The organism is Verrucosispora sp. WMMD1129, assembly GCF_029581255.1.
Lineage (GTDB): Bacteria > Actinomycetota > Actinomycetes > Mycobacteriales > Micromonosporaceae > Micromonospora > Micromonospora sediminimaris.
Genome location: NZ_CP120741.1, coordinates 1,955,582 through 1,977,831 on the forward strand (window position 1 = coordinate 1,955,582; position 22,250 = coordinate 1,977,831).

The 22,250-nt window shown below is 71.2% G+C and carries 21 protein-coding genes; 9 read left to right on the forward strand and 12 right to left on the reverse strand.

Features of this window, described 5'->3' with window-relative positions:
* Positions 1 to 25: 25 nt before the first annotated feature.
* The 3 genes from O7624_RS08905 to pcaF all read right to left on the reverse strand — a co-directional run bounded on the left by O7624_RS08905 (position 26) and on the right by pcaF (position 4,329).
* On the reverse strand, positions 26 to 2,188 hold the full coding sequence (locus O7624_RS08905) for an EAL domain-containing protein (RefSeq protein ID WP_282239658.1): 2,163 nt from the start codon (positions 2,186 to 2,188) through the stop codon (positions 26 to 28).
* A gap of 4 nt (positions 2,189 to 2,192) precedes the next feature.
* Entirely contained in the window at positions 2,193 to 3,011 is an 819-nt protein-coding gene (locus O7624_RS08910; protein WP_093401653.1) for an SAM-dependent methyltransferase, read from the reverse strand.
* Positions 3,012 to 3,126: 115 nt separating this feature from the next.
* The gene (gene pcaF, locus O7624_RS08915; protein ID WP_093401654.1) at positions 3,127 to 4,329 is read right to left on the reverse strand and encodes a 3-oxoadipyl-CoA thiolase; all 1,203 of its coding nucleotides are present in this window, start codon (positions 4,327 to 4,329) and stop codon (positions 3,127 to 3,129) included.
* Positions 4,330 to 4,433: 104 nt separating this feature from the next.
* Between pcaF and O7624_RS08920 the strand changes: the two genes are divergently transcribed.
* From O7624_RS08920 to O7624_RS08930, 3 genes are read left to right on the forward strand one after another with little or no spacing between them, the layout of a single operon-like run.
* Positions 4,434 to 5,399: a glutathione S-transferase C-terminal domain-containing protein gene (locus O7624_RS08920; RefSeq protein WP_282239659.1), complete on the forward strand. Its 966-nt coding sequence runs from the start codon at positions 4,434 to 4,436 to the stop codon at positions 5,397 to 5,399.
* The gene (locus O7624_RS08925; RefSeq protein ID WP_282239660.1) at positions 5,392 to 6,114 is read left to right on the forward strand and encodes a DUF998 domain-containing protein; all 723 of its coding nucleotides are present in this window, start codon (positions 5,392 to 5,394) and stop codon (positions 6,112 to 6,114) included. Before O7624_RS08920 ends, O7624_RS08925 begins: the two co-directional genes overlap by 8 nt.
* 28 nt (positions 6,115 to 6,142) lie before the next feature.
* A complete protein-coding gene (locus O7624_RS08930) occupies positions 6,143 to 7,210 on the forward strand; it encodes an NADH:flavin oxidoreductase/NADH oxidase (protein WP_282239661.1) in 1,068 nt (355 codons plus the stop codon).
* Between the two features lie 66 nt (positions 7,211 to 7,276).
* Here the strand turns inward: O7624_RS08930 and O7624_RS08935 are convergent, their stop codons facing one another.
* Positions 7,277 to 11,032: an ABC transporter ATP-binding protein gene (locus O7624_RS08935; protein WP_282239662.1), complete on the reverse strand. Its 3,756-nt coding sequence runs from the start codon at positions 11,030 to 11,032 to the stop codon at positions 7,277 to 7,279.
* Between the two features lie 136 nt (positions 11,033 to 11,168).
* Entirely contained in the window at positions 11,169 to 12,008 is an 840-nt protein-coding gene (locus tag O7624_RS08940) for a DUF4081 domain-containing GNAT family N-acetyltransferase (protein WP_093401659.1), read from the reverse strand.
* Between the two features lie 314 nt (positions 12,009 to 12,322).
* On the opposite strand from O7624_RS08940, the gene O7624_RS08945 reads away from it, so the two are divergent.
* Complete coding sequence (locus tag O7624_RS08945) at positions 12,323 to 12,907, forward strand: PadR family transcriptional regulator (RefSeq protein ID WP_282239663.1); 585 nt, start codon at positions 12,323 to 12,325, stop codon at positions 12,905 to 12,907.
* Between the two features lie 61 nt (positions 12,908 to 12,968).
* On the opposite strand, the gene ispG is transcribed toward O7624_RS08945, so the two are convergent.
* The 6 genes from ispG to O7624_RS08975 form a co-directional block, all read right to left on the reverse strand.
* Positions 12,969 to 14,141, reverse strand: a complete 1,173-nt coding sequence (ispG, locus tag O7624_RS08950) for a flavodoxin-dependent (E)-4-hydroxy-3-methylbut-2-enyl-diphosphate synthase (protein ID WP_281566475.1) — start codon at positions 14,139 to 14,141, stop codon at positions 12,969 to 12,971.
* A gap of 9 nt (positions 14,142 to 14,150) precedes the next feature.
* Positions 14,151 to 15,401: a site-2 protease family protein gene (locus tag O7624_RS08955; protein WP_282239664.1), complete on the reverse strand. Its 1,251-nt coding sequence runs from the start codon at positions 15,399 to 15,401 to the stop codon at positions 14,151 to 14,153.
* Positions 15,401 to 16,612, reverse strand: coding sequence for a 1-deoxy-D-xylulose-5-phosphate reductoisomerase (gene dxr / locus O7624_RS08960; protein ID WP_282239665.1), 1,212 nt, complete (start codon positions 16,610 to 16,612; stop codon positions 15,401 to 15,403). The genes O7624_RS08955 and dxr overlap by 1 nt, the downstream gene beginning before the upstream one ends.
* A 91-nt stretch (positions 16,613 to 16,703) precedes the next feature.
* Complete coding sequence (locus tag O7624_RS08965) at positions 16,704 to 17,339, reverse strand: Uma2 family endonuclease (RefSeq protein ID WP_282239666.1); 636 nt, start codon at positions 17,337 to 17,339, stop codon at positions 16,704 to 16,706.
* Between the two features lie 302 nt (positions 17,340 to 17,641).
* Positions 17,642 to 17,821 (reverse strand): DUF397 domain-containing protein, encoded by a 180-nt coding sequence (locus tag O7624_RS08970; RefSeq protein WP_282240584.1) that lies wholly within the window; start codon positions 17,819 to 17,821, stop codon positions 17,642 to 17,644.
* Positions 17,822 to 17,825: 4 nt separating this feature from the next.
* A complete protein-coding gene (locus O7624_RS08975) occupies positions 17,826 to 18,707 on the reverse strand; it encodes a helix-turn-helix transcriptional regulator (protein ID WP_282239667.1) in 882 nt (293 codons plus the stop codon).
* A 204-nt stretch (positions 18,708 to 18,911) separates the two neighbouring features.
* On the opposite strand from O7624_RS08975, the gene O7624_RS08980 reads away from it, so the two are divergent.
* The 5 genes from O7624_RS08980 to O7624_RS09000 all read left to right on the forward strand — a co-directional run bounded on the left by O7624_RS08980 (position 18,912) and on the right by O7624_RS09000 (position 20,283).
* The gene (locus tag O7624_RS08980; RefSeq protein ID WP_282239668.1) at positions 18,912 to 19,166 is read left to right on the forward strand and encodes a hypothetical protein; all 255 of its coding nucleotides are present in this window, start codon (positions 18,912 to 18,914) and stop codon (positions 19,164 to 19,166) included.
* Positions 19,163 to 19,408 carry a DivIVA domain-containing protein gene (locus O7624_RS08985; protein ID WP_282239669.1) on the forward strand — a complete coding sequence of 82 codons (246 nt, stop codon included), beginning with the start codon at positions 19,163 to 19,165 and terminating at the stop codon, positions 19,406 to 19,408. The genes O7624_RS08980 and O7624_RS08985 overlap by 4 nt, the downstream gene beginning before the upstream one ends.
* Entirely contained in the window at positions 19,405 to 19,656 is a 252-nt protein-coding gene (locus O7624_RS08990; protein WP_282239670.1) for a hypothetical protein, read from the forward strand. The genes O7624_RS08985 and O7624_RS08990 overlap by 4 nt, the downstream gene beginning before the upstream one ends.
* A gap of 79 nt (positions 19,657 to 19,735) precedes the next feature.
* On the forward strand, positions 19,736 to 20,005 hold the full coding sequence (locus O7624_RS08995; protein ID WP_282239671.1) for a type II toxin-antitoxin system prevent-host-death family antitoxin: 270 nt from the start codon (positions 19,736 to 19,738) through the stop codon (positions 20,003 to 20,005).
* Positions 20,002 to 20,283, forward strand: a complete 282-nt coding sequence (locus tag O7624_RS09000; protein WP_099847134.1) for a type II toxin-antitoxin system RelE/ParE family toxin — start codon at positions 20,002 to 20,004, stop codon at positions 20,281 to 20,283. Before O7624_RS08995 ends, O7624_RS09000 begins: the two co-directional genes overlap by 4 nt.
* Before the next feature lie 39 nt (positions 20,284 to 20,322).
* Here the strand turns inward: O7624_RS09000 and O7624_RS09005 are convergent, their stop codons facing one another.
* Entirely contained in the window at positions 20,323 to 22,029 is a 1,707-nt protein-coding gene (locus tag O7624_RS09005; RefSeq protein ID WP_282239672.1) for a hypothetical protein, read from the reverse strand.
* Positions 22,030 to 22,250: the final 221 nt, after the last annotated feature.

Here is a 22,250-nt window from a genome sequence, read left to right on the forward strand (position 1 = left end):
CGTACCCGGAACGGTCACGGTCTGATCATCGCGGTCCGTCGCCACGCAACCGGGCCACCACCGTCTCCGCCGGACCCGGTGGGCCGAACAGCCGGCCCTGCGCGGTGTCGCACCGCAACGCCCGCAGCCGCTCCGCCTGCGCTTCGGTCTCGACCGCCTCCGCGGTGACCCACAGTTCCAACGCGTGGGCCAGCCGCACCAGCGCGTCGACGATGCGTTCGTCGCGGTGGTCGGCATCGGCCGGCTCGGTGCCCCGGATTCCCTCCACGAACGGGCCCGCCAACTTCAGACAGGTGATCGGCAGCCGGCGCAGGTACGCCAGATTCGAGTACCCGGTGCCGAAGTCGTCCACGGCCAGCCGTACGCCCAGCGCGGCGAGCCGGTGCAGGGTCCGCAGCGGCTCGCCGGCGGACCCCATCACCGCGCTCTCGGTCAGCTCCAGTTGCAGCAGTTCCGCCGGCAGGCCGCTGCTGGCCAGCACATCGGCCACGGTGTCCACGATCGCCGGGCGGTCGGCCTGGCGGGCGGCCAGGTTGACGCTCACCACCAGCCTGGCGTCGGGAAATTCGGTGTGCCACAGCTGGGCGTCGCGGCACGCCTGCCGCAGCACCCACTCACCGAGACGGACGATCAGGCCGGTTTCCTCGGCGAGCCCGATGAACCGGTCCGGACCGACAAGTCCCAGGTGCGGATGCTGCCAGCGGACGAGCGCCTCGACGGCCAGCATGCGCCCGTCGAGCAGGGAGACGATCGGCTGGTAGTGCAGCACGAACTCGCCCCGGTCCAGGGCCGCCGGCAGCCCGGCGGTCAACTCCGACCGGGCGAGGTCCCGGGCGCTGCGCTCAGGATCGTAGACCGCCCACCGGTCGCGGCCCTCCGCCTTCGCCCAGTAGAGCGTGGCGTCGGCCGCCTTCATCAGCTCCACCACGCTGGTGCCGGCGACCGCCGAGTCGACGATGCCGATGCTCGCCGAGACCGCGAGTTGCTGGTCGCCGACGCACAGCGGCGCGGCGACGGCGGCCAGGGCCGACTCGGCCACCGCGATGACGTCCTCGATGGCGGCGACCCCGTCGACCAGGATGACGAACTCGTCGCCGCCCATCCGGGCGACCAGATAGCCCTGCTCGGCCACGCAGTCGGCCAGCCGTCGGGCGATCATCACGAGCAGCCGGTCGCCGAGGGCGTGCCCGAGACTGTCGTTTATCGCTTTGAACCCGTCCAGGTCGAGGAAGCAGACACCGACCCGGCCCGGCGCGTCGGGTTGCTCCACCAGGCCGGCCAGCGTGTCGAAGAACAGCGTCCGGTTCGGCAGGCCGGTCAGCGGGTCGTGCAGCGCCTGGAAGCGCAACCGCTGCTGGAGTTCGTACCGTTCGGTGATGTCCTCGACCACGGCCACGGTGAACCGGGGCCGGCCGTCGTCGTGGCGGATCAGCGATACGGCCAGATCCGTCCAGACGGCGCTGCCGTCCTTGCGGTAGTAGCGCTTCTGGACCCGGGCCGCTTCGTGCTTGCCCTCGATCAGCTCCTGGTACAACTCCCACATGCCGGCCGCGTCGTCGGCGTGGAACAGTGACGCCACGTTGAGCTGCCGCAGTTCCTCGATCGAGTAGCCGAGCATGTCGGCGAAGGCGTGGTTGACGTCGATGATCGTCCCGTCGACTCCGGCGATGCCGATGCCGATGGCCGCGCCGTCGAAGACCGCCCGGAAGCGGGCCTCGCTGTCCCGCAGCGCCGCCTCGGCGTCGTCCCGCGCCTGCCACATGGCGCGGGCGATCCCCTCCTGCTGGACGAAGGTCCGCTCCCGCAGCGCGCGGGCGAAGCCGGCCGCGAGCGCGCCCTGCACCACCGCGATCCGCTCGTCAAACACCGGCCGTCCGGCCGCATCGGCGAGCACGTCGGCCCGGAACCGCTCGCCGAGCGTACGCACCGACCACTCGATCACTCCCGGTTCGGTGAGATGCGCGGCGACGAGTGACCGCCCGACCTCCTCCGCTGCCGGGGCCGGCGGCTCGGCGGAGAGCAGCACCTCCGCCAGCCGGATGGTGTGCGCGAGCAGCAGCCGCTCGGTCTCGGCCGCGCTCAGCGGCACGAAACCGAGCCGGCGTACGGCCCGTGCCCAGTCGGCGGCGTACCGCTGGGCGCCGGCCGGATCGACGGTGTCCCCGCCGGAGGCACCCACGGCGGCCATCGGATCAGCCGGCGGGCCGGTCGTTCCGGGCGACCCCGCCGAAGGCACCGAAGCGCTGCCCGTCGGCGGTGACGTCGGACGGCGAGTCGGGTCGCCACAGCTCCATGTGCACCACTCCGGGATCCACGATCGTCCAGTCACCGAAGAACCCGGTGATCTCGGCCCGCGAGCGGAGAGTGATCTCCGTCGCGGTGCGCGCCGACAGTCGTTGCGCGTCCAGCATCTCCTGCGGCTGGTCCTCGAAGGTGGAGTGTGAGATGACCAGGTGGCTGCCGGGGGCGGCGGCCGCGCGCAGGGTGGCCAGGACGTCACCGGGACGGTCGGTGTCCGGTACGAAGTGCACCACCCCGGCGAGCAGGATGCCCAGCGGCCGGTCGAAGTCGAGCAGGTCGAGCTTGCCCGCCTCGGCCAGGATCCGTTCCGGGTCCCGCAGGTCGGCGTGGATGACGCCGGTCGACTCGTTGCCGGCGAGCAGTTCCCGGCTGTGCGCCACCGCGACCGGGTCGATGTCGACGTAGATCACCCGGGCCTTCGGGTTCGCGGCCTGGGCGACCTCGTGCACATTGCCGACCGTGGGGATGCCGGAGCCGATGTCCAGGAACTGGTCTATGCCGGCGTCGAGCAGGGCACGCACCGCCCGGCGAAGGAACTCCCGCCCGGCCCGCATGGTGGCAGCCAGGTTCGGCGTCATGGTCGCGATCTGCTCGGCCAGTTGCCGATCGATCTCGAAGTTGTGGGCACCGCCGAGGAAGTAGTCGTACACCCGCGCCGCGCTGGGCCGGGAAAGGTCGATCTCGGCGGGAAGTCCGTCCGGCTTCTGCACTGGTTGCACCTCACGTCGTCGCCGTGGATCGTGATGCTGACCACTCTAGGCGGGACCGCGGCGCGGGGGGAGATCCACAACGGCCTTTTCCTGATCTACCGCCGCTGCCGGCGGCTCAGGCGGCCTCCAGCAGCAGCGCGATGCCCTGCCCCACCCCGATGCACATGGTGGCCAGCGCCCGCCGCCCGCCGCGTCGGCGCAGTTCCAACGCGGCGGTCAGCGCGAGCCGGGCACCGCTGGCACCGAGCGGGTGACCCAGGGCGATGGCGCCCCCGTTGGGGTTGACGTGCTCCGCGTCCTCCGGCAGGCCGAGTTCGCGCAGCACCGCGACGGACTGGGCGGCGAACGCCTCGTTCAGCTCGATCACGTCGATGTCGGCCAGCGCCAACCCCTGCCGGTCCAGCAGCCGCCGGGTCGCCGGAACCGGCCCGATGCCCATCACCCGGGGCGGCACGCCGGCCGCCGCCGTGCCGGCCACCCGGGCCAACGGAGTGAGACCGTACGCGGCGACGGCCGCCTCCGATGCGACAAGCAGCGCCACCGCGCCGTCGTTGACGCCCGAGGAGTTGCCGGCGGTCACCGTGCCGCCGTCGCGGAACGGGGTGGGCAGCGCGGCCAGCTTCTCCAGCGAGGTCTGTCGGGGATGCTCGTCCACCTCGACCAGCCGGGTCTCCCGCCGACCCGCCGGCACGGTCACCGGCACGATCTCCTCGGCCAACCGGCCGTCGGCCTGGGCCTTGGCGGCCCGCAACTGCGAGCGGTACGCGAACTCGTCCTGCGCCGCCCGGTCGACGCCGTACTCGGCGGCCACGTTCTCCGCCGTCTCGGGCATCGAGTCGATGCCCCAGCCCCGCTCCATCAACGGGTTCACCAGCCGCCAACCGATAGTCGTGTCGTACACCTCGGCGGAGCGGGAGAACGCGGTGGTCGCCTTCGGCATGACGAACGGCGCCCGGCTCATGCTCTCCACGCCGCCCGCGACGACCAGGTCCGCCTCGCCGGCGACGACCGACCGGGCGGCGGTGGCCAGCGCGTCCAGCCCGGAGCCGCAGAGCCGGTTGACCGTGCTGCCCGGCACCTGCTCGGGCAGCCCGCCGAGCAGCGCCGCCATCCGGGCCACGTTGCGGTTGTCCTCGCCGGCCTGGTTGGCGCAGCCGAGCACCACGTCGTCGGTACGCGCCCAGTCCACCGACGGATGCCTCGCGACCAGCTCGCGGATCACGTGGGCGGCCAGATCGTCGGGGCGTACGCCGGCCAGCGCACCGGCGTACCGGCCGATCGGGGTGCGGACACCGGCCACCAGGTATGCCACGGTCATCGCGAGTCCTTCGGGGGGATGGGAAGGGGTGCAGGGGCGCGTCCACCGGGTCCACGGGGACTGACGGCCAGGATATCCCCGGCGGCTGCCGATAGGTTGTGGGCATGGCTCGGGCCCAGTTCAGCGCGGAAACCAGCGACGGCGGCGCGTTCGTCCGCCAACCCAACCGGTTCACCGGGCGGGTGACGCCGCACTCGACCGCACCGCCCGGTGGCGGGCCGGACGAGCAGGACCGCTGGCCGCTGGAGCCGGGCCGCTACCGGCTGATCTGGTGCCGGGCCTGCCCCTGGGCGCACCGGGCACTGATCGTGCGTAACCTGCTCGGGCTGACCGACGCCATCTCGCTGGGCACGGTCGACCCGATCCGGGACGATCGCGGTTGGCGGTTCGCCCTCGACCCGGACGGCTTCGACCCGGTGCTCGGCATCGGTTTCCTCTCCGAGGCGTACCTGGCCACCGATCCGGACTACACCGGCCGGGTCACCGTGCCGGCGCTGGTGGACACCCGTACCGGCCGGGTGGTCACCAACGACTACCCGCAACTGACCCTGGACCTGTCCACCGAGTGGCGGCAGTTGCACGCCCCGGACGCGCCGGACCTCTACCCGGTCGAGCTGCGCCCGGAGATGGACGTGCTGATGGCCGAGATCCACCGGGACGTCAACAACGGCGTCTACCGATGCGGCTTCGCCACCACCCAGCAGGCGTACGACGAGGCGTTCGAGGCGCTGTTCACCCGGCTGGACGCGCTGTCGGAGCGGTTGGCCGGCCGTCGCTACCTGATGGGTGACTCGATCACCGAGGCGGACGTGCGCCTGTTCACCACGCTGGTCCGCTTCGACGTGGCGTACCACGGACATTTCAAGTGCAACCGGCAGAAACTCACCGAACTGCCGGTGTTGTGGGCCTACGCCCGGGACCTGTTCCAGACTCCCGGCTTCGGCGAGACCGTCGACTTCGACCACATCAAGCGGCACTACTACGCCACCCACGGCGAGATCAACCCGACCGGGATCGTCCCACTCGGGCCGGACCTGCACGGCTGGACGACGCCGCACGGACGTGGCTGAGCCGCCGGCAACGGTCCGACGGTCGGTGCGGCGCGGCGCCGCGCAGGTCGCCGCGCTCTGCGCCCTGGCTGGCGCGGCTGCGGTGACACTCGCCGTCGTCGCCGGCCCAGGACCGGGCCTGACCGGGTACGTGAGTGAGGCCGGTGTCGTCGACAGCGACTATGCCTGGACGTACCGGATCGGGGTGTTCACCCTGGCCGGGGCGCTGCTGCTGCTCGCCGTCGCGCTACGGGTCGGTGCGCCGCACTGCGGCGACACGGCACTTCGGGTCGCCGTGACGCTACTCGTGGCGGCGAGTCTGTGCACGGTCCTGTCCGGAGCGGTGACGTGCAGCGCGGGCTGCCCACTGCCGCCGTTCGAACGGGCCACCGTGGCGGATCTGGTGCACGGTGCGGCAAGTATCGCCGCGACAGCGGCGGTGGTCTTCGCGATGCTGGCGGTCGCCTTCTCGCCGGTGGCGCGACGCCTGCTGCGGCGCACGGGCGTCGTCGCGGCGGCGGTGTCGCTGCCACTCGCGGGAGCGGTCGGTCTGGCGATGCTGCTGGTCGGCCGGAGTCCGCTGGTCGGGGTGCTGGAGCGGCTGCTGCTGACGGTTGCCGTCGGCTGGGCCCTGGCCACCGCCGGAGCGTTGGCGGTACGCGACCCCACGACGGTGTCGGTGCAGGACCACCGGACACCTACCGTGCGCGAGCCCACAGCTCGCCGTCGGCGCTGAGGTCGCGCACCCGGGAGAGGATGGCGCGATGAGTTCGTTGTTCACGCCGCTGACGCTGCGGACGGTCACCCTGCCCAACCGGATCGCGCTGGCACCGATGTGCCAGTACAGCGCCGGTCCCGACGGCCTGCCCACCGACTGGCACCTGGTGCATCTCGGCACCCGGGCGATCGGTGGCGCGGGCCTGGTGATGACCGAGGCGACCGCCGTGCTGCCGGAGGGCCGGATCAGCCCGCAGGACACCGGGTTGTGGTCCGGCCGCCACGTCGACGCCTGGCGGCCGGTGACCAGGCTGGTGGCCGCGCACGGCGCGGTGCCCGTGGTGCAGCTCGCGCATGCCGGGTTCAAGGCGTCGACGTACCGGCCGTGGGAGCCGCGCCAGGGTGGGGTGCCGGACGCCGAGGGCGGCTGGACGCCGGTCGGGCCCACCGGTGAACCGTTCGTGCCGGAGTACCGGGTGCCGTCGGCCCTGGACGACACCGGGATCGCCGATGTCGTCGCGGGGTTCGCCGAGTCCGCCACGCGGGCGGTGGCGGCCGGCTTCGCCGCCGTGGAGATCCACGCTGCACACGGCTACCTGCTGCACGAGTTCCTCTCCCCACTGACCAACAATCGGGCCGACGGCTGGGGCGGTGACCGGGCCGGGCGGATGCGGCTGACGCTGGAGGTGGCTCGGGCGGTGCGCGCCGCTGTCGGTGAGGACGTGCCGGTCCTGGCCCGGATCTCGGCCACCGACTGGGTACCGGGCGGCTGGACGGTCGAGGACAGCGTGGCCCTCGCCGCCGAACTCGCCGCCGCCGGGGTGGACCTGATCGACTGCTCCTCCGGCGGGGCGTCGCCATCCGCAAAGGTTCCGGTCGGGCGCGGCTACCAGGTGCCGCTGGCCGCTCAGGTCCGCCGCGAGGCGCAGGTGCCGACCGGCGCGGTCGGCCTGATCGTCGAACCGGAGCAGGCCGAGGCGATCATCGCCGACGGCGAGGCCGACATGGTGCTGCTCGGCCGGGAGCTGCTGCGCAATCCGTACTGGCCGCACCAGGCGGCCGCCAAGCTGGGCGCCACGCCCAACTGGCCGGCCCCGTACCTGCGGGCGGCCTGATCCGCGGGTCCGGCTGCCCGGTGACGGCCGAGGGCAGCCGGACCCGTGCGGATCTCAGACCCGCTCTCAGCCGGCCAGGTGACCCCAGTGTTGCTCCAGGTCACGCCAGGGGCCCTGGGCGGCGACCGTACCGGCGATGAGCACCACCACGTGGTCGGCCCGTACCAGCGCGGCCCGCTTCGAGGTGGAGCCGACCACCGTGACGCCCCGGTCCCGCAACGCCTGCCACAGCGCCAGTTCCGTGGTGACATCAAGCGCGGAGGAGACGTCGTCGGCCACCAGCAGCTCGGTACGCGGAGCCAACGCCCGGGCCAGCGCCAGCCGTTGCAGCTGCCCACCGGACAACCGGGTGCCCTTGTGCCCGATGAGCAGACCCAGCCCACTGCCGGTGGCGGCCAGGTCGTGTTCGAGCTGGGCGGTGCTGACCGCGTGCTCGGCGTCCACCTGATGCCCGAGGGTGATGTTGTCGGCGACCGTGCCGGAGAGCACCCGGGGCAACTGACCGACGTAGCCGACCTGGTTGGGACGCAGGAACAGCTCCGGCTCGGTCACCGGCTCGTCGTTCCAGGTCAGCAGGCCGGTGTGCGGGGCGATGCCCGCGAGGGCCCGCAGCAGCGACGACTTGCCCGAACCGACCGGTCCGACCACGAGGACCAGTTGACCACGTTCCACGGTCAGGTCCACGTCGCGTACGGCGACGGTGCCGTCGGTGTGCCGGACGCCGAAGCCGACCAGTTCCAGCCGCCGTAGCGGGGTACGCGGTGGCGCCGTCGGGGCCGGGGCCGTGCCGGCGGCCAGGTCGACCCCGGGTACCCGTGCCGAGTACGCCTCGATCCCGGTCATCTCCGCCGTCCGCCGGGTCCACACCCGCGCCGACGGCACCTGGGAGATCAACGAGGCGGTGGTCCAGGCGAACCAGCGTGCCGCGCCCAGCGTGGCGACCGCGACCAGAGTTGCCCCGGCGGAGAGCCCGCCGGCCAGGAACAACGCCCACACGCCGATCGGGAACAGCCCGCTGGCCACCGCCGGTGTGGAGCGCGCCCAGACCTGCACGGCGATCTCCCGGCGCTGCCGTTCGCTGCGTACGGTGTCGAGGTCGGCGAGGTGGGTCAGCACCGGTCGGGTGGCCCCGGCCAGCTTCACCGTGCGGGCCGCCGACAGGGTGGAGACCAGGGCGGTGGCGAAGGCCGCCCGGGCGGCGACGGTGTCCCGTGCCGCCCGCTCCAGCCTCGGCCCGAACGCCGTGGCGGCCAGCCCGGAGAGCACCATCGTGCCGAGGAAGAACAGTCCCGGCACCACGCTGTCGGTGATCAACGTCATGGCGACCAGCAGGATCAGGCCGACGGTCTGGTCGAGCACGTTGTCGGCGAGTTGGACGACCCGTTCGGTGTCGCCGCCCTGGGCCACCACCTCGGCCGGGGTGTGCCGGCTGACCCGGCGCGGGCCGGTCTGGCCGTGCACCAGGCGCGCGCTGATCCGCAGCATCTGCCGTACCCACCAGGCGGGAAACCACAGGTGGGTCCAGTAGTGCGCCGGGATGGCGAGGATCAGCCCGGCCGCGATACCCAGGGCGGGCAGCCAGGGGTCGCCGGTGCCGTCGACCACGTCGGCCCAGAACCAGGCGAGCACCGGCCCGTCCAGGCCGAGGATCGCCAGCACGGCGAAGATGCCCACCGCAGCCGCGCCGTACCGGGGGTCGTTGAGGCAGAGCCGAGCTATCTCCCGCAGGGTCCGTGCCCGGGAGGCGGGTCGCTGATCGCCCCTGCCGCCCGTCGTCGCGTCGACCGGCGGTCCGCCGAGCTCAGGTCCGCCAACCTCATGTCCCCCGGTCTCCCGGCCCTCCGCCGGCTCGACCGGCTCGGGTCCGACCGCCGGTGTGGCGGCGACGACGGCTTCGACCGGCGGGTCCGGCCGGACGGCGTCGGCCAGCGGATCACTTGCCTGGGGCGGACCGGGCGCCCGGATGTCTGCGACCAGCAGACCTCTCGGGTCGCCCGAGTCGGCTGCGATCGCCGCGTCCGCCGGGTGGGCACCGACCAGCACCGGTTCCGGCCGCGGCCAGCCCGACCCGGCCAGCAGGTCAACCTCGGCGTCGCCGGCAGCACCACCCGCCTGGCCGGCAGCACCACCCGCGTCGCTGGCGGCACCACCCGCGTCGCCGGCGGCGAGGAGTTCGGCGAAGCGCCGCGACTCGGCCAGCGGGGCGGCCTCGACCACCGCGCCGTCGGCCAGCACCACCACCTCGTCGCAGCGGCTCACCGACGACAGCCGGTGGGCGATGACGATGCCGATCCGGTCGCGCAGCAGGCGCTCGGTGGCCTGCTGCACCCGGGTCTCGGTGACCGGGTCGAGCCGGGCGGTGGCCTCGTCGAGGATCACCACGTGCGGATCACGGACCAGGATCCGGGCGAAGGCGACCAACTGCTCCTGACCGGCCGAGAGCACATGGCCGCCCTCGCCTAGGCGGGTGTTCAGCCCGGCCGGCAGCTCCGCGATCCAGTTGGTCAGCCCCAGCTCGTCAAGGGCCCGGGCGGCGGCGTCGAGCAGTTCGGGGTCGAACAGCGCCACATTCTCGGCGAGGGTGCCGGCGAGGATCTCGGTACGCTGCGGCACCACGGCGACCCACCGGCGCAACTGCTCCACGTCGAGGTCGAGCACGTCGCGCCCGCTCAGCAGGACCGTCCCCGGTGGCACGTCGACCGCCCGGGTGAGCAGCTTGGCCAGCGTCGACTTGCCCGACCCGGTCCGGCCGACCAGGGCGTACGAGCGGCCCCGCACGAAGGTCAGGTCGATGTCACGCAGCGCGGGGCCGCGATCGGCGTCCGGGCCGGTGCTCGGGTAACGGAAGGTGAGGTCGCGGATGACCAGGTCGCCGTCGCTGGGGGCGGCACCGCCGGTGGGTTCCTGCGGGGCGGCCGAGAGCAGTTGGACCCGCCCCCACGCGCCGAGGGCGTACTGCACCTCCGGCACCATCCGGCTGACGTGTTCGACGGTCATGCCGAGGGAGAGCGCGAGCAGCCAGATCGCGGTCATCCGGGCGGCGTCGACCCGGCCGGTGGTCAACGCCCACACGCCGCCGAGCACGACCACCGCCACCCCGGCCCGGGTCACCCCGGCCGCGACGGTGTTGACCTGCGCCGACATCTGCCACACCCGTAGGCCACGGCGCAGCACCTCGGCTGCCCGGCGGGCGTACAGGCGAAGCACGTACGGTCGGGCCAGACTCGTGCGTACGTCGTCCTGGCCGTGGATCGCCTCCTCCATCACCGCCGCGAGGTCCGACCAGGCTGCCTCCTCGTGCATCCGGGCCGGGGCGATCCGGGCGGCGGGACGGCGCAGGGCGAACGCGAGCAGGACGCAGAGCAGCAGCATGCCGATCCCGGCCGGCCACCAGACGGTGAGCGCGACGAGCGTGGACAGCAGGCCGACGGCCAGCGCCTGAGCCAGCCGTACGCCGGGACCGCGCACCCCCGAGGCGACGTCGTAGACGTCGCCGTCGATCCGGTCGAGCATCTCCCCCACCGGGGTGGTCTCCAGGGTGGGTACGGGCTGCCCCAGCGCCACCCGGCACAGTCGGCGACGCAGGTCGGCGGACCAGTCGGCGGTCACGCCGGCCATCACCAGGCTGACCACCAGGTCGCTGACGACCGCCGCGACCAACGCCACCGACAGCAGCACGAAGAACCCGACGGAGCGGTGCAGCAGCACCGGCCCGGCGAGCGCGGCGGTGGCAGCCTGGCCGATGCCGCCGAGCAGGATCAGGACGATCACCAGGGTCATCCGACGCGAGGAGGTGACCCACAGATCACGGAGCAGGCGCATGCGTCGGTTTCCTCCGGTCTGGTGGCGGAGTTTCCAGCCTGCTGCGCCCGGCCCCCTGGCTCAACGTATTTTCGCCGGTGGCGGGGCGTGACGAGGATCTCCGCCGATCGGCGGGCCAGCCGACCGGCGGGCCGGCTCAGAACAGCACGGTCGCCAGCGCGCCGACCGGTCGGAAGCCGCAACGCTCGTAGACGCGCCGGGCTGGCAGGTTGAAGTCGTTGACGTACAGGCTGACCGTCGGGGCGACCCGGGTCAGCGCGTCACGGACCACCGCCGCCATCGCCGCGGTGGCGATGCCCCGCCCCCGCCACTCGGGTGCCACCCACACCCCTTGGACCTGCGCGGTGCGCCGGGTGACGACCGCCAGTTCGGCCTTGAACACCACCCGGCCGTCGACGAAGCGGGCGTACGCCCGACCCGAGCGGATCATCTCGGTGACCCGGCGCCGGTACCCGCGCCCGCCGTCGTCGGCCAACGGCGAGATGCCGACCTCCTCGGTGTACATCGCCACGGCCGCCGGAAAGAGGCGGTCGAGTTCGCCGCTGTGCACCCGGCGTACCTGCGGGTCGACGGGGACCGGGGGCAGCGCGTCGGTGACCAGCAACGGCTGGTTCGGGCGTACGTCGCGGGCCGGTCCCCACGTGTCGGAGAGTCGATCCCACAGTTGCAGCACGGCGTCGGCGCGCCCCACGATCGAGGAACAGAGCCGTTCCTCGCCGGCCAGCAGGTCGGCGAAGGCGGCGATGGCCTGCGGGCCGGCCAGCACCGGGGTGAGGTTGCCGCCGAGCCAACAGACGGATTCGAGGTGGCGGCGGGAGCCGTACCCCAGGACCCGACCCTCGGCCCGCCACCAGGCCAGCCCGCGCGCGGCGACCCGCTCCGCGACCTGCGCGCTAGCGAACGGGTCGAGATCGAGCAACCGCTCGACCGCACGCCGTTCCGATTCCCCGATTTGCCGCACCGGCGCAGTCAGCACGGTTACCAGCCTGCCAGATTCATTCACCTTCCGTCGCCGGACCGCAACCCCCACCCACCCCCACCCACCCACCCCCACCCACCCGCGCCCACCCCGCCCGCGCCCACCCCGCCCGCGTCCGCCCGCGTTGATCAAGAAGTTTTCGCCGTCCTCGGGCCCCCATCCCGACCCAAACTTCTTGGTCAACAAGGCGACGTGGGCGGGTGAGGCGGGGCTGGGCAGGTGGTGGGGTGAGCGGGTGAGTGAGTTGTCGGCGTTGTGTTGGCGATATATCGTTGATGCATCAGTGATGGTTCTGCGAAGGAGACAGTGTGATGAAGTTCCATCGACGTGGGCATGGGCTGCACGAGGGGCGGATGCGGGGGTTCGGCTTTCCGCCCTTCCCGCCGGGGCCGCCGTTTCCGCCGGGCGGGCACGGGTTCGGGCACGGCCGGGGTGGCCGCGGACGAGGCCGGGGACGCCGGCCCAACGTCCGCCACGCGGTGCTGGCCCTGCTCACCGAGCGGCCGATGCACGGCTACGAAATGATCCAGGAGATCGACTCCCGCACCGGCGGTAGCTGGCGGCCCAGCCCCGGCTCGATCTACCCGACCCTCCAGCTGCTGGAGGACGAGGGCGTCATCGTCGCCACCGAGGAGTCCGGCGGTGGCCGCAAGCGGTTCACCCTCACCGAGCAGGGCCGCGCCGAGGCCGACGAGGCGGCCCAGACGCCGCCCTGGGCGGAGGTCGCGGAGGACACCATCAACAGCTGGCACGACATTCGTCACGCCGGCATGCAGGCGATGCAGGCGCTGCGCCAGGTCATGATGACGGGCACCGACGACCAGCGGGAACGCGCCGCCCAGGTGCTCGACGAGACCCGCCGCAAGCTGTACGCGATCCTCGCCGAATCCGAGTGACCCCGGTACGCGCCGAGGGCGGCCACCCACTGGATGGCCGCCCTCGTACTGGTCGCGTTTGTCAGTGCACGGTGACGGTGGCACCGGGAATCAGGTCGCGCAGTTCCTCGGGCAGCTCGGCGCCCATCTCGTCGGCCAGCCGCAGCGCCTCCTCGATGAGGGTCTCCACGATCTGCCCCTCGGGCACCGTCTTGATGACCTGGCCCTTGACGAAGATCTGCCCCTTGCCATTGCCGGAGGCCACCCCCAGGTCTGCCTCGCGGGCCTCACCTGGACCGTTCACCACGCAGCCCATCACGGCGACCCGCAGCGGCACCGGCAACCCTTCCAGGCCGGCGGTGACCTCCTCGGCCAGCTTGTAGACGTCCACCTGGGCCCGTCCACAGGACGGGCAGGAGACGATCTCCAGGCCACGCTCGCGCAGCCCGAGTGACTCCAGGATCTGGTTGCCGACCTTGATCTCCTCGACCGGCGGCGCGGACAGCGACACCCGGATGGTGTCGCCGATCCCCTCGGCCAGCAGCGCACCGAAGGCGACCGCGGACTTGATGGTGCCCTGGAACGCCGGCCCGGCCTCGGTCACGCCCAGGTGCAGCGGGTAGTCGCACTGCTCGGCGAGCTGCCGGTACGCCCGGATCATCACCACCGGGTCGTTGTGCTTCACCGAGATCTTGATGTCCCGGAAGCCGTGCTCCTCGAAGAGCGAGCACTCCCACAGCGCCGACTCGACGAGTGCCTCCGCCGTCGCCCGGCCGTACTTGGCCAGCAGCCGCTTGTCCAGCGAGCCGGCGTTGACCCCGATCCGGATCGGCGTACCGGCGGCGGAGGCCGCTGCCGCGATCTCCTTGACCTTGTCGTCGAACTGGCGGATGTTGCCCGGGTTGACCCGGACCGCCGCGCACCCGGCGTCGATCGCAGCGAAGACGTACTTCGGCTGGAAGTGGATGTCCGCGATCACCGGGATCTGCGACTTCTTGGCGATCGCCGGCAGCGCCTCCACGTCGTCCTGGCTGGGCACCGCGACCCGCACGATCTGGCACCCGGACGCCGTCAGCTCCGCGATCTGCTGCAACGTGGCGTTGACGTCTGCGGTCAACGTGGTGGTCATCGACTGGACGGACACCGGCGCGCCACCGCCGACCGGCACGGACCCGACCATGATCTGGCGGCTGGCCCGGCGGGGCGCGAGCGGCGGCGGCGGTACGGGCGGCATACCGAGACTGACAGCGGTCACTTCAGGCACTCACTTTGGGAAGAGGGTGATCGGGTTGACCACGTCCGCGGTGATGGTGAGCAGGGTGAACACCCCACCGATCAGAATCACCACGTACGTGAAGGGCATCAGCTTGAAGTAGTCCACCCGGCCCGGGTCGGGCCGGCGCAGCCGCGCGTACAGCCAGGAGCGGGCTCGTTCGAACCAGGCGATGGCTATGTGCCCGCCGTCCAGCGGCAGCAGCGGCAGCAGGTTGAACACCCCGATGAAGAAGTTCAGCGAGATGAACAGCATGATGAAGATTTCCCAGGCGTTGTTGGCGACCGCCTCGCCGCCGAGGACGCTGGCGCCGACCACGCTGATCGGGGTGTCGATGTCCCGCTCGCCGCCGGTGATTGCGGTCCAGAGCGCGGGGATCTTCTCCGGCAGCCGCTGCAACGCCTGCGCGGTCGCCACCGCCATGTCGCCGATGAAGGTGCTTGTCGCGCCGACCGCCTCGACCGGGCCGTAGCTGACCAGGCCGGGGGTGCTGATGACCAGGCCGATGCCGAGGGCGGAGACGTCGCCGACCGGCCCGTCCGGGTTGTCGATCGGCGGGCGCTTGGTGGTGGCCAGCACTGTCTCGACGTTGCCGGGCTGGCCGTCGCGTTCGTACCCGATCTTGGCGGTGCTGCCGGGGCTGGTGGCCCGCAGCGTGGTGAGCAGATCGCCGTAGTTGGCGATCGGGGTGCCGTTGATCGAGGTGATCCGGTCGCCGTCCTGAAGCCCGGCCGCAGCGGCGGGGCTCGGCGCGTCACCGGTCTCGCAGGCCCGGTACGTGGTGTCCGGCAGGACGCAGTCCTGGAGGGCGATCACCGCCGGCTCGCTGCGGATCTGCTCCTCGGTGCTGGGAAAGCTCGGGTTGGGCAGGCCGAAGGTCATCGCGGCCAGCCAGGCCGCGAAGATCGCCAACCCGAAGTGGGTGACCGACCCGGCGGACATCACGATGGTGCGCTTCCACACCGGGTAGCGCCACATGGCGCGCTTCTCGTCACCGGGTTCGACGTCGTCGTCCTGCGGCGTCATACCGACGATCTTGCAGAAGCCGCCGAGCGGGATGCCCTTGATCCCGTACTCGGTCTCGCCACGCTTGAACGACCAGAGGGTGGGGCCGAAGCCGACGAAGTAGCGGGTGACCTTCATGCCGAAGGCCTTGGCGGTGAGCATGTGCCCGGCCTCGTGCAGGCTCACCGAGATGAGAATGCCGAGGGCGAACAGCACCACCCCGAACGCGAACGACATCAAGCTCCTTCCACCGCAGCAGCGATGATCTCCTGCGCGTGTGCGCGCGCCCACGACTCGGCTTCGAGTACGTCCTCGACGGTACCCGGTTCGCCGAAATCGGGAGCCTCCTCCAACACGCGCTGCAACGTGTCGACGATGCCGAGGAACGGCAGCCGCCCGGCGACGAACGCCGCGACGCACTCCTCGTTCGCCGCGTTGTAGATCGCCGGCCGGCACCGACCGGCCTCCCCGGCCGCCTTGGCCAGCGCCACCGCCGGGAACGCCTCATCGTCGAGCGGCGTGAACTCCCAGGTGTGCCCCGTGGTCCAGTCGACGGCGGCGGCGGCCTCCGGCACCCGGTCCGGCCAGCCGAGGCCCAGGGCGATCGGCAGCCGCATGTCCGGCGGGCTGGCCTGCGCCAACGTCGACCCATCGACGAACTCGACCATCGAGTGGATCACCGACTGGGGGTGCACCATCACGGTGATGTCGGCGTACGGCACGTCGAACAGCTCGTGCGCCTCGATCACCTCAAGCGCCTTGTTGACCATGGTCGCCGAGTTGATCGTGACGACCGGTCCCATGTTCCAGGTCGGGTGGGCGAGCGCCTGCTCCGGCGTGACAGCCGTCAACTCGTCGCGCCGCCTACCCCGGAACGGCCCACCACTGGCGGTCACCACCAGCCGGCGTACCTCACCCCGGGTGCCGCCGCGCAGGCACTGCGCCAGCGCCGAGTGCTCCGAATCCACTGGGACGATCTGCTCCGGCCGCGTCACCGCGCCCTTGACCAGCGAGCCGCCGGCCACCAGCGACTCCTTGTTGGCAAGCGCGAGCGTACGCCCGGCGCGCAGCGCCGCCAGCGTCGGCGCCAACCCGAGCGACCCCACCACCCCGTTGAGTACGACGTCACACGGCCACTGCGCCAGCTCGGTCATCGCCTCCGGCCCGGCCACGATCTTGGGCAGCTTGAACTCCCCGCTCGCCCAGCCCCGCCGACTCGCCTCGGCGTAGAACGCCAGCTGAAGATCTTGCGCGGCGGACGCCTTGGCCACCCCGACCACGTCGACACCGAGTTCGAGCGCCTGGGCGGCGAGCAGCCCGATGTTGCCGCCACCGGCACCCAGCGCCACCACCCGGAACCGCTCCGGGTTGCGCCGCACGATGTCGATGGCCTGCGTACCGATCGACCCGGTACAACCCAGCAGCACAAGATCACGGGGGGACGTCACGCCGCCCATTCTTCCCCACCGCCCTCCGGGGGCACGGAAGGGCACCTTGTTGCGCCTGAGGTCGCGGAGGGCCTCTCCGAAGGGAGGGAAGCTACTTTCCTTCCCGGTCCGCCTCCGGCGGGACCGAGCCTTCCGGAGAGTCAGCATCCTGCGGTGCCTCGTCGTCGAGCAGGTCTGCCGGGTCGACCGAGAAGTCGAAGGGCCGATTCATCACGAACGTGGTGCCAGCGGCGGCTGCCGCCAGCGGCCGGTACTCCCCATCGACCAGTTCGAGCAGGGCGATGGTGGGCACCCGGTTGCGCAGGTCCACCCGCAGAAAGAACGGCACGCCAGCGGCGGCGTACTCACGCGGACGGTCGATCACTCCCGACGCCGTGATCTCCCCGAGCAACACCGCCACCCGAATTGTCATCGCCCGTCGGCCGCCGCCAGGCGAGCGCAGCACCGCGAGATCCGGGATGAAGAGATCATCTCCCGAGACCAGGTTGACCGAGTGGTACGCCCACAGCCCAGCTGGTCGTGCTGCCCGTCTCAGCCGGTAGCCAAGTTCACGCTGCACCGTCCGCCGATCGACACCGCCGCCAGCGGTGACCACGACACAACCACGCGAGACCTCGATCCTCGGCCCGTTGTTCTCCGGCAGCACGTCGAAGGCAGCGCTCGCTGTCCACGGCGACTCGCGGCCGGCCAACATCTCAAAGGCACGTGCGAACTTCTTTCGCTGCACGCCGTCAACCTTTCACAGCGTCAACGCGTCAAAACCCAGGACTCGCCAGCTAATCTTGGAAGTTTCCGTTAGCGCCTAACGGAAATTGTCCAAGATCTCACATCCATGTCTCGCCCTGGCACCGCGCATAGCCGATTCAGGTTGTGATCGACAATGTTGCGGGCATCCGGCCGCCTCCCCGCGCCGTAGAGACCACAATTCCACCGAACCGGTTCCTGATCGTGCTCCGACCGGCCCGGCACTGCGAAGACACCGCCCGGTGCCGGCCGGGGTCGGTCGGCACCGGGCGGGTCGTTCCAGGCTCAGGGGCGGGTGTCGAACCGGCCCGCGCGGGTGGCGGCGACGAACCGGGTCCAGCTCATCGCGCCGAAGCTCAGCTCCGCGCCCTGCCGGTCCTTGCTGTCGCGTACGCCGACCGCGTCAGCGAAACCCGCCACCTCGACGCATTCACCGCTGCCGGACCGGGACGACGTGCGCCACACTCCGTCACGTCTCATGGGTCATCTCCTTCGCGATCGCCGTGATCAGCTCACGGGAGTCATCGACATCGAGCGCCCGCTCGCCGAGCGAGCGCCAAACTTCCTCGTAGGTCCGGATCTCGTGCGGTTTGTCAAGGTAGACCGCGCCGCACGGACCGTCCATGTAGATCGTGGTCGGTTCCGGTTCCCGCACGTCGGTGGGGAAATCGAGCATGGTGAAGGTGCCCGTGTCGGCCGAGCGGAACAGCCCGGCGGCCAACGGAAGCACCCGGATCTTGATGTTGTGCTGTCGACCCGCCACCACCAGCGCGTCGAGTTGCCGGGCCATCGCCGCCCGGTCACGCAGCGGCCGACGTAGCACCGCCTCGCTGAGAATCACGTCGTAGTAGGGCGCGCGGGGCACCGCCCGAGCCAGCAGACGTTGTCTGCGCAGTCGAACATCTACCTTGACCTGCTGTTCCGCCTGGGACAGATCCGGATGGTTCGTCGCGATGACCTCGGTCATGTACTCGACCGTCTGCAACAGGCCGGGCACCAGGTCGGCCTCGTACTTTCGGATCTTTGTCGCGGCGGCCTCCAGGCCGACGTACAGCTTGAACCAGTCCTCGATCGCCTCGCCGTAGCTGTGCCACCAGCCGTGCGCCTTGGTCTCCCGGGCCAGCGACCGCATGGTCTGGATGGTCTCGGGGGTCGCGCCGTACACCCGGCACATGGCCTCCACGTCGTTCGGGTGCATGGGGACCTGGCCGGTTTCGTACCGCCAGATTCGCGGCGTCGACCATTCCAGTTCCTTCGCGGCCGCGACCACAGTTACGTGCGCGTTTTCGCGAAGTTCTCTCAAATACCTGCCGAGTTGCCTACGCGGGACGGTGCTTCCCGGGTCGTCCACGTCATCTCCTCTGCTGTTGTCGCGTAAGGCACCTCATCCCTTGATTCGCATTCTCGCGCAAAACATTGCGCCAGGCCAGTAGTGAAATGACCATCGTGGATGACCAGCCAATCCCCCTGGCAGGTCACGGCCGGAGCGGACGCCTCCCACGAACCTCATCCCGGCGTCCGCTCCGGCCCCGCGACCATTCCACAGAGGAGGATCATGGATTCGATCGACGAAGCCCTCGGCGAGATTCCGCTGCCTCCCTACATCACCGCCGAAGATGTCACATTCGCGCTCCGGGCGATAAGCGTGCACACTGCCGAACAATGGCCCGACGGCCCGCGCTGCCGCAACGACCGGGCATCCCACCCCTGCCGCCTCCACCGCTGGGGCCTCCGTATCCTCGCCATGCGCGGCCTCACCGACCAGGAAATCCAGACGATGCTCGCCGAGCAGGAAGCCGCCCGCCCATGATCCACCTGTCCGGGGAGCGCCCACTCCCCCAGCACGCCCGCGCCGCCACCTTCGACACCCGCTGGCGCGGCCTCGACCCGGACCAGGTGTACGCCTACCTCAACCGGCTCGCCGACGAACTGGAACGCCTGCACCGCGAACTGACCACCGCCAACACCGAAGCCGAACGCATCCGTCAGGCGCTGCGCCAATGGCAGTCCCGCCAGGCCGCCCACCGCCACCACAGTCGCGACTCCCGATGAGCCCACCCCGCTGGGTGATCCACCTACCCACCACCCTGACCAGCCTCGACGACGCCACCGCACTCGCCGTGGCCCTCCGCGACTCCCTCGGTCACCTGACGGTCATCGACTTCGGCGAAACCACCCTCAGCGAAGAAGACCACCAAAGCCGGCGTACCCGAGTCTGGTGCGACACCCCACTCGGCGGCCCCGGACGCTGCCCCCGCCCCAACGCCCACCCGGGCCCCTGCGCTCTCGACCGATCTTGACGCCCACTGCCGGACCCAGCTCATGATCTTGTGACCTACTTCTGCCCGTACGATTCGTACGAGTTGTACAATCGAAACCGTGAGTGAGCCCGCAGCCGAACTCCCGATCTCAGACGCCCGTGACAGCCTCGCGGACGTCGTCTCCCGCGCGCACTACGCCGGGAGGATCACCTATGTCACCCGTCGGGGGCAACGCCTGGCCGCCATAGTCCCGGCCGAGGTCGCCGAGGCCATCGAGCGCGCCGAAGACGCCAGCGATGTCGCCGCCGCCCGCGAGGCCATGACCCGCATTGACGCCGGCGACACCCCGATACCGCTGACCGACCTACGCGACGAGCTCGGCTTGTGACCAGCCCGACTCCACCCGCCTACACCGTCCAGGTCGACCGAGCCGCTGCCAAGCTGCTGCGCAAGCTCGACCGCCCCGTGCAGGCCCGCCTCGTCACCGCGATCGCCAACCTGGCCACCGAACCTCGCCCAGCCGGTGTCAAAGCCCTGACCGGCCACTCCAGCCTTTTCCGCATCCGCGTCGGCGCATACCGCATCATCTACACCGTCCGGGACCAGGAGCTGATCGTGCTCGTCGTCCACCTCGGGCACCGCAGCGACGTCTACGACCTGCTCTGAGGCACCCGGCCCGCCCCGAGTGCCACGACCCGAGCCTCATCAGGCGTTGCGCGGCTCGTCATTGGTTTGCGGCCACGGTGGGTCGGGTGGCGTCCACGGGTGTGTGCCCGCCGATGAGGAGCCTCGCCTCGGCAGCCGGCGTACGGCGTAGCGGATGGCCCACGGGATGCCGACAACCATCACGACCACCGCGACGATCGGCACGACGACCACCGCCGCACGTTGCGGAGGCCAACCGGTAAGCAGACGCAGCAGCAAAGGCAGTGGCACCATCGCCCCAGCGAGGATGCCCGCGACACAGATCCGGCCGGTCAGGGCCGGCAACGGATCCGTGACGTTGCCGAAGAGCACGGCGAAGCCCGCCGGCACCGCCGTCATCCCTACGATCAGCGCCACCACGAGGACCGATCCCACTCCGTCGTCCGAGGTCGCGCCACGCAATGCGTAGGGGACGTACAGGGCGAGCGCCAGGAGACCGAGCGCGCCACCAACGGCGGCAAGTGGAATCACGAACCAGCCGTACCGCCGCGCCAGCAACGTGGCGCAGCCGGCAAGCACCACCAGGCTTCCCACCGCGACCGACAGCGGTACGGCGACCCGCAAGCCGACGGTGACGGTCGCCTCGGCGACACCCGGGATCGGTGTCGCGGGTTGCTCGTGCCGGAAGCTGTCACCGGCAACTGCGCCGAACCCGATGCGCTCCCAGCGGCCGGCGGTGTCGCGGTGGGCAAAGCCGTCCCGACCGTTTGCCACCAGCACGACCACCCCACCATCCGGAGGATCCCGCACCAGCAGGGCGCGGGACGACAGGTACTCGTCGGCATCACGCAAACCAGGTATTACCGTCGCCAGTCGCTGCCGGGCGTCCTCGTCAACCTGCCAGGCGACACGCCAGCTGGCCCCACCGTCCCGGCTCTCCTGCACCGCCAGGCGGCGCGGCACGATCCGGAAACAGTGCCTCGGATCCCGCGCCGAACAGTCCTCTCCCGACGCGACCGGCGGCGGCTGCTTCGAGAACAGGTCGTAGCCGCCCTCCGGCAGTTCGGAGAACGTCGGCCCGTCGTCCGCGCCGATCCACCACGTGTAGGGCTCCCGGGAGTCGTGATAGGCGTTGCCGATGCCGACCACGGCGACGCCCTGCCACTCGTACAAGGCGACAGCGTCGTCGTACTGGGGAGCGGAGGTGGCCGCGACGCCCAGCCCGGCGATCGGCAACACCACCAGCACCGACACCATCCGCAGCCAGCGCGCCAGGGTCGGGCGGGCCGCCGCCGAGCGCCACGTCCACCAGGCCAGGCCCAGCGCCGGCAACGCCAGCAGGTCCGTGCCGTCGGCCAGGATCACCGACGGTCCGTTCACCACGCTCCACACCGCGGACGCCGTGGCCGCCCCCTCCGGAGTGGCCTTCACCGCCGTGAATCCCACCCCAACGATGAAAATCGAGACGGCCGCCAGCAGGTCGGCAGGCGCGACGCCCGGCCCAGCACCAGGCCGCGCAACCCTGCCCGTACGCCGCGACACCGGCAGTCGACCGCACCCGGCCAGCAACAGCGCCAGTACGACGGCCAGCAACGGTGGTGCCATCACCAGCCCGGCGGCGTCGCTGAGCTTTCCCGTCAACCAGCCGGGATAGGCCGCCTTGAGCACGTGGTCGTTGAGGATCAGCAGCGCGGTGGCCGCCACCGTCACCGGATGAACCAGCCAGGTCAGGAAGATGTCGATCGACCCGCCGCGCGAGCGGCCCACGCCTGGCCCATGCTGCTGCGACGTGTGCATGCTTCCCCCGTGATGCTGCGAGCGCTTGCGCCTTCACGGTCGACCCCGCGGATAACACTCCAGCCTCGCCCGAGCCGCAAAACCGCATCCATGCCGATCTGTGTCCAGCAGCGGCGGCCAAAGCAATCAGCGCAGCGCCTCACGGGACAGGAAGTCGGCCCGCCGAATCACCTCCGGCGAGAGGTAGCGCT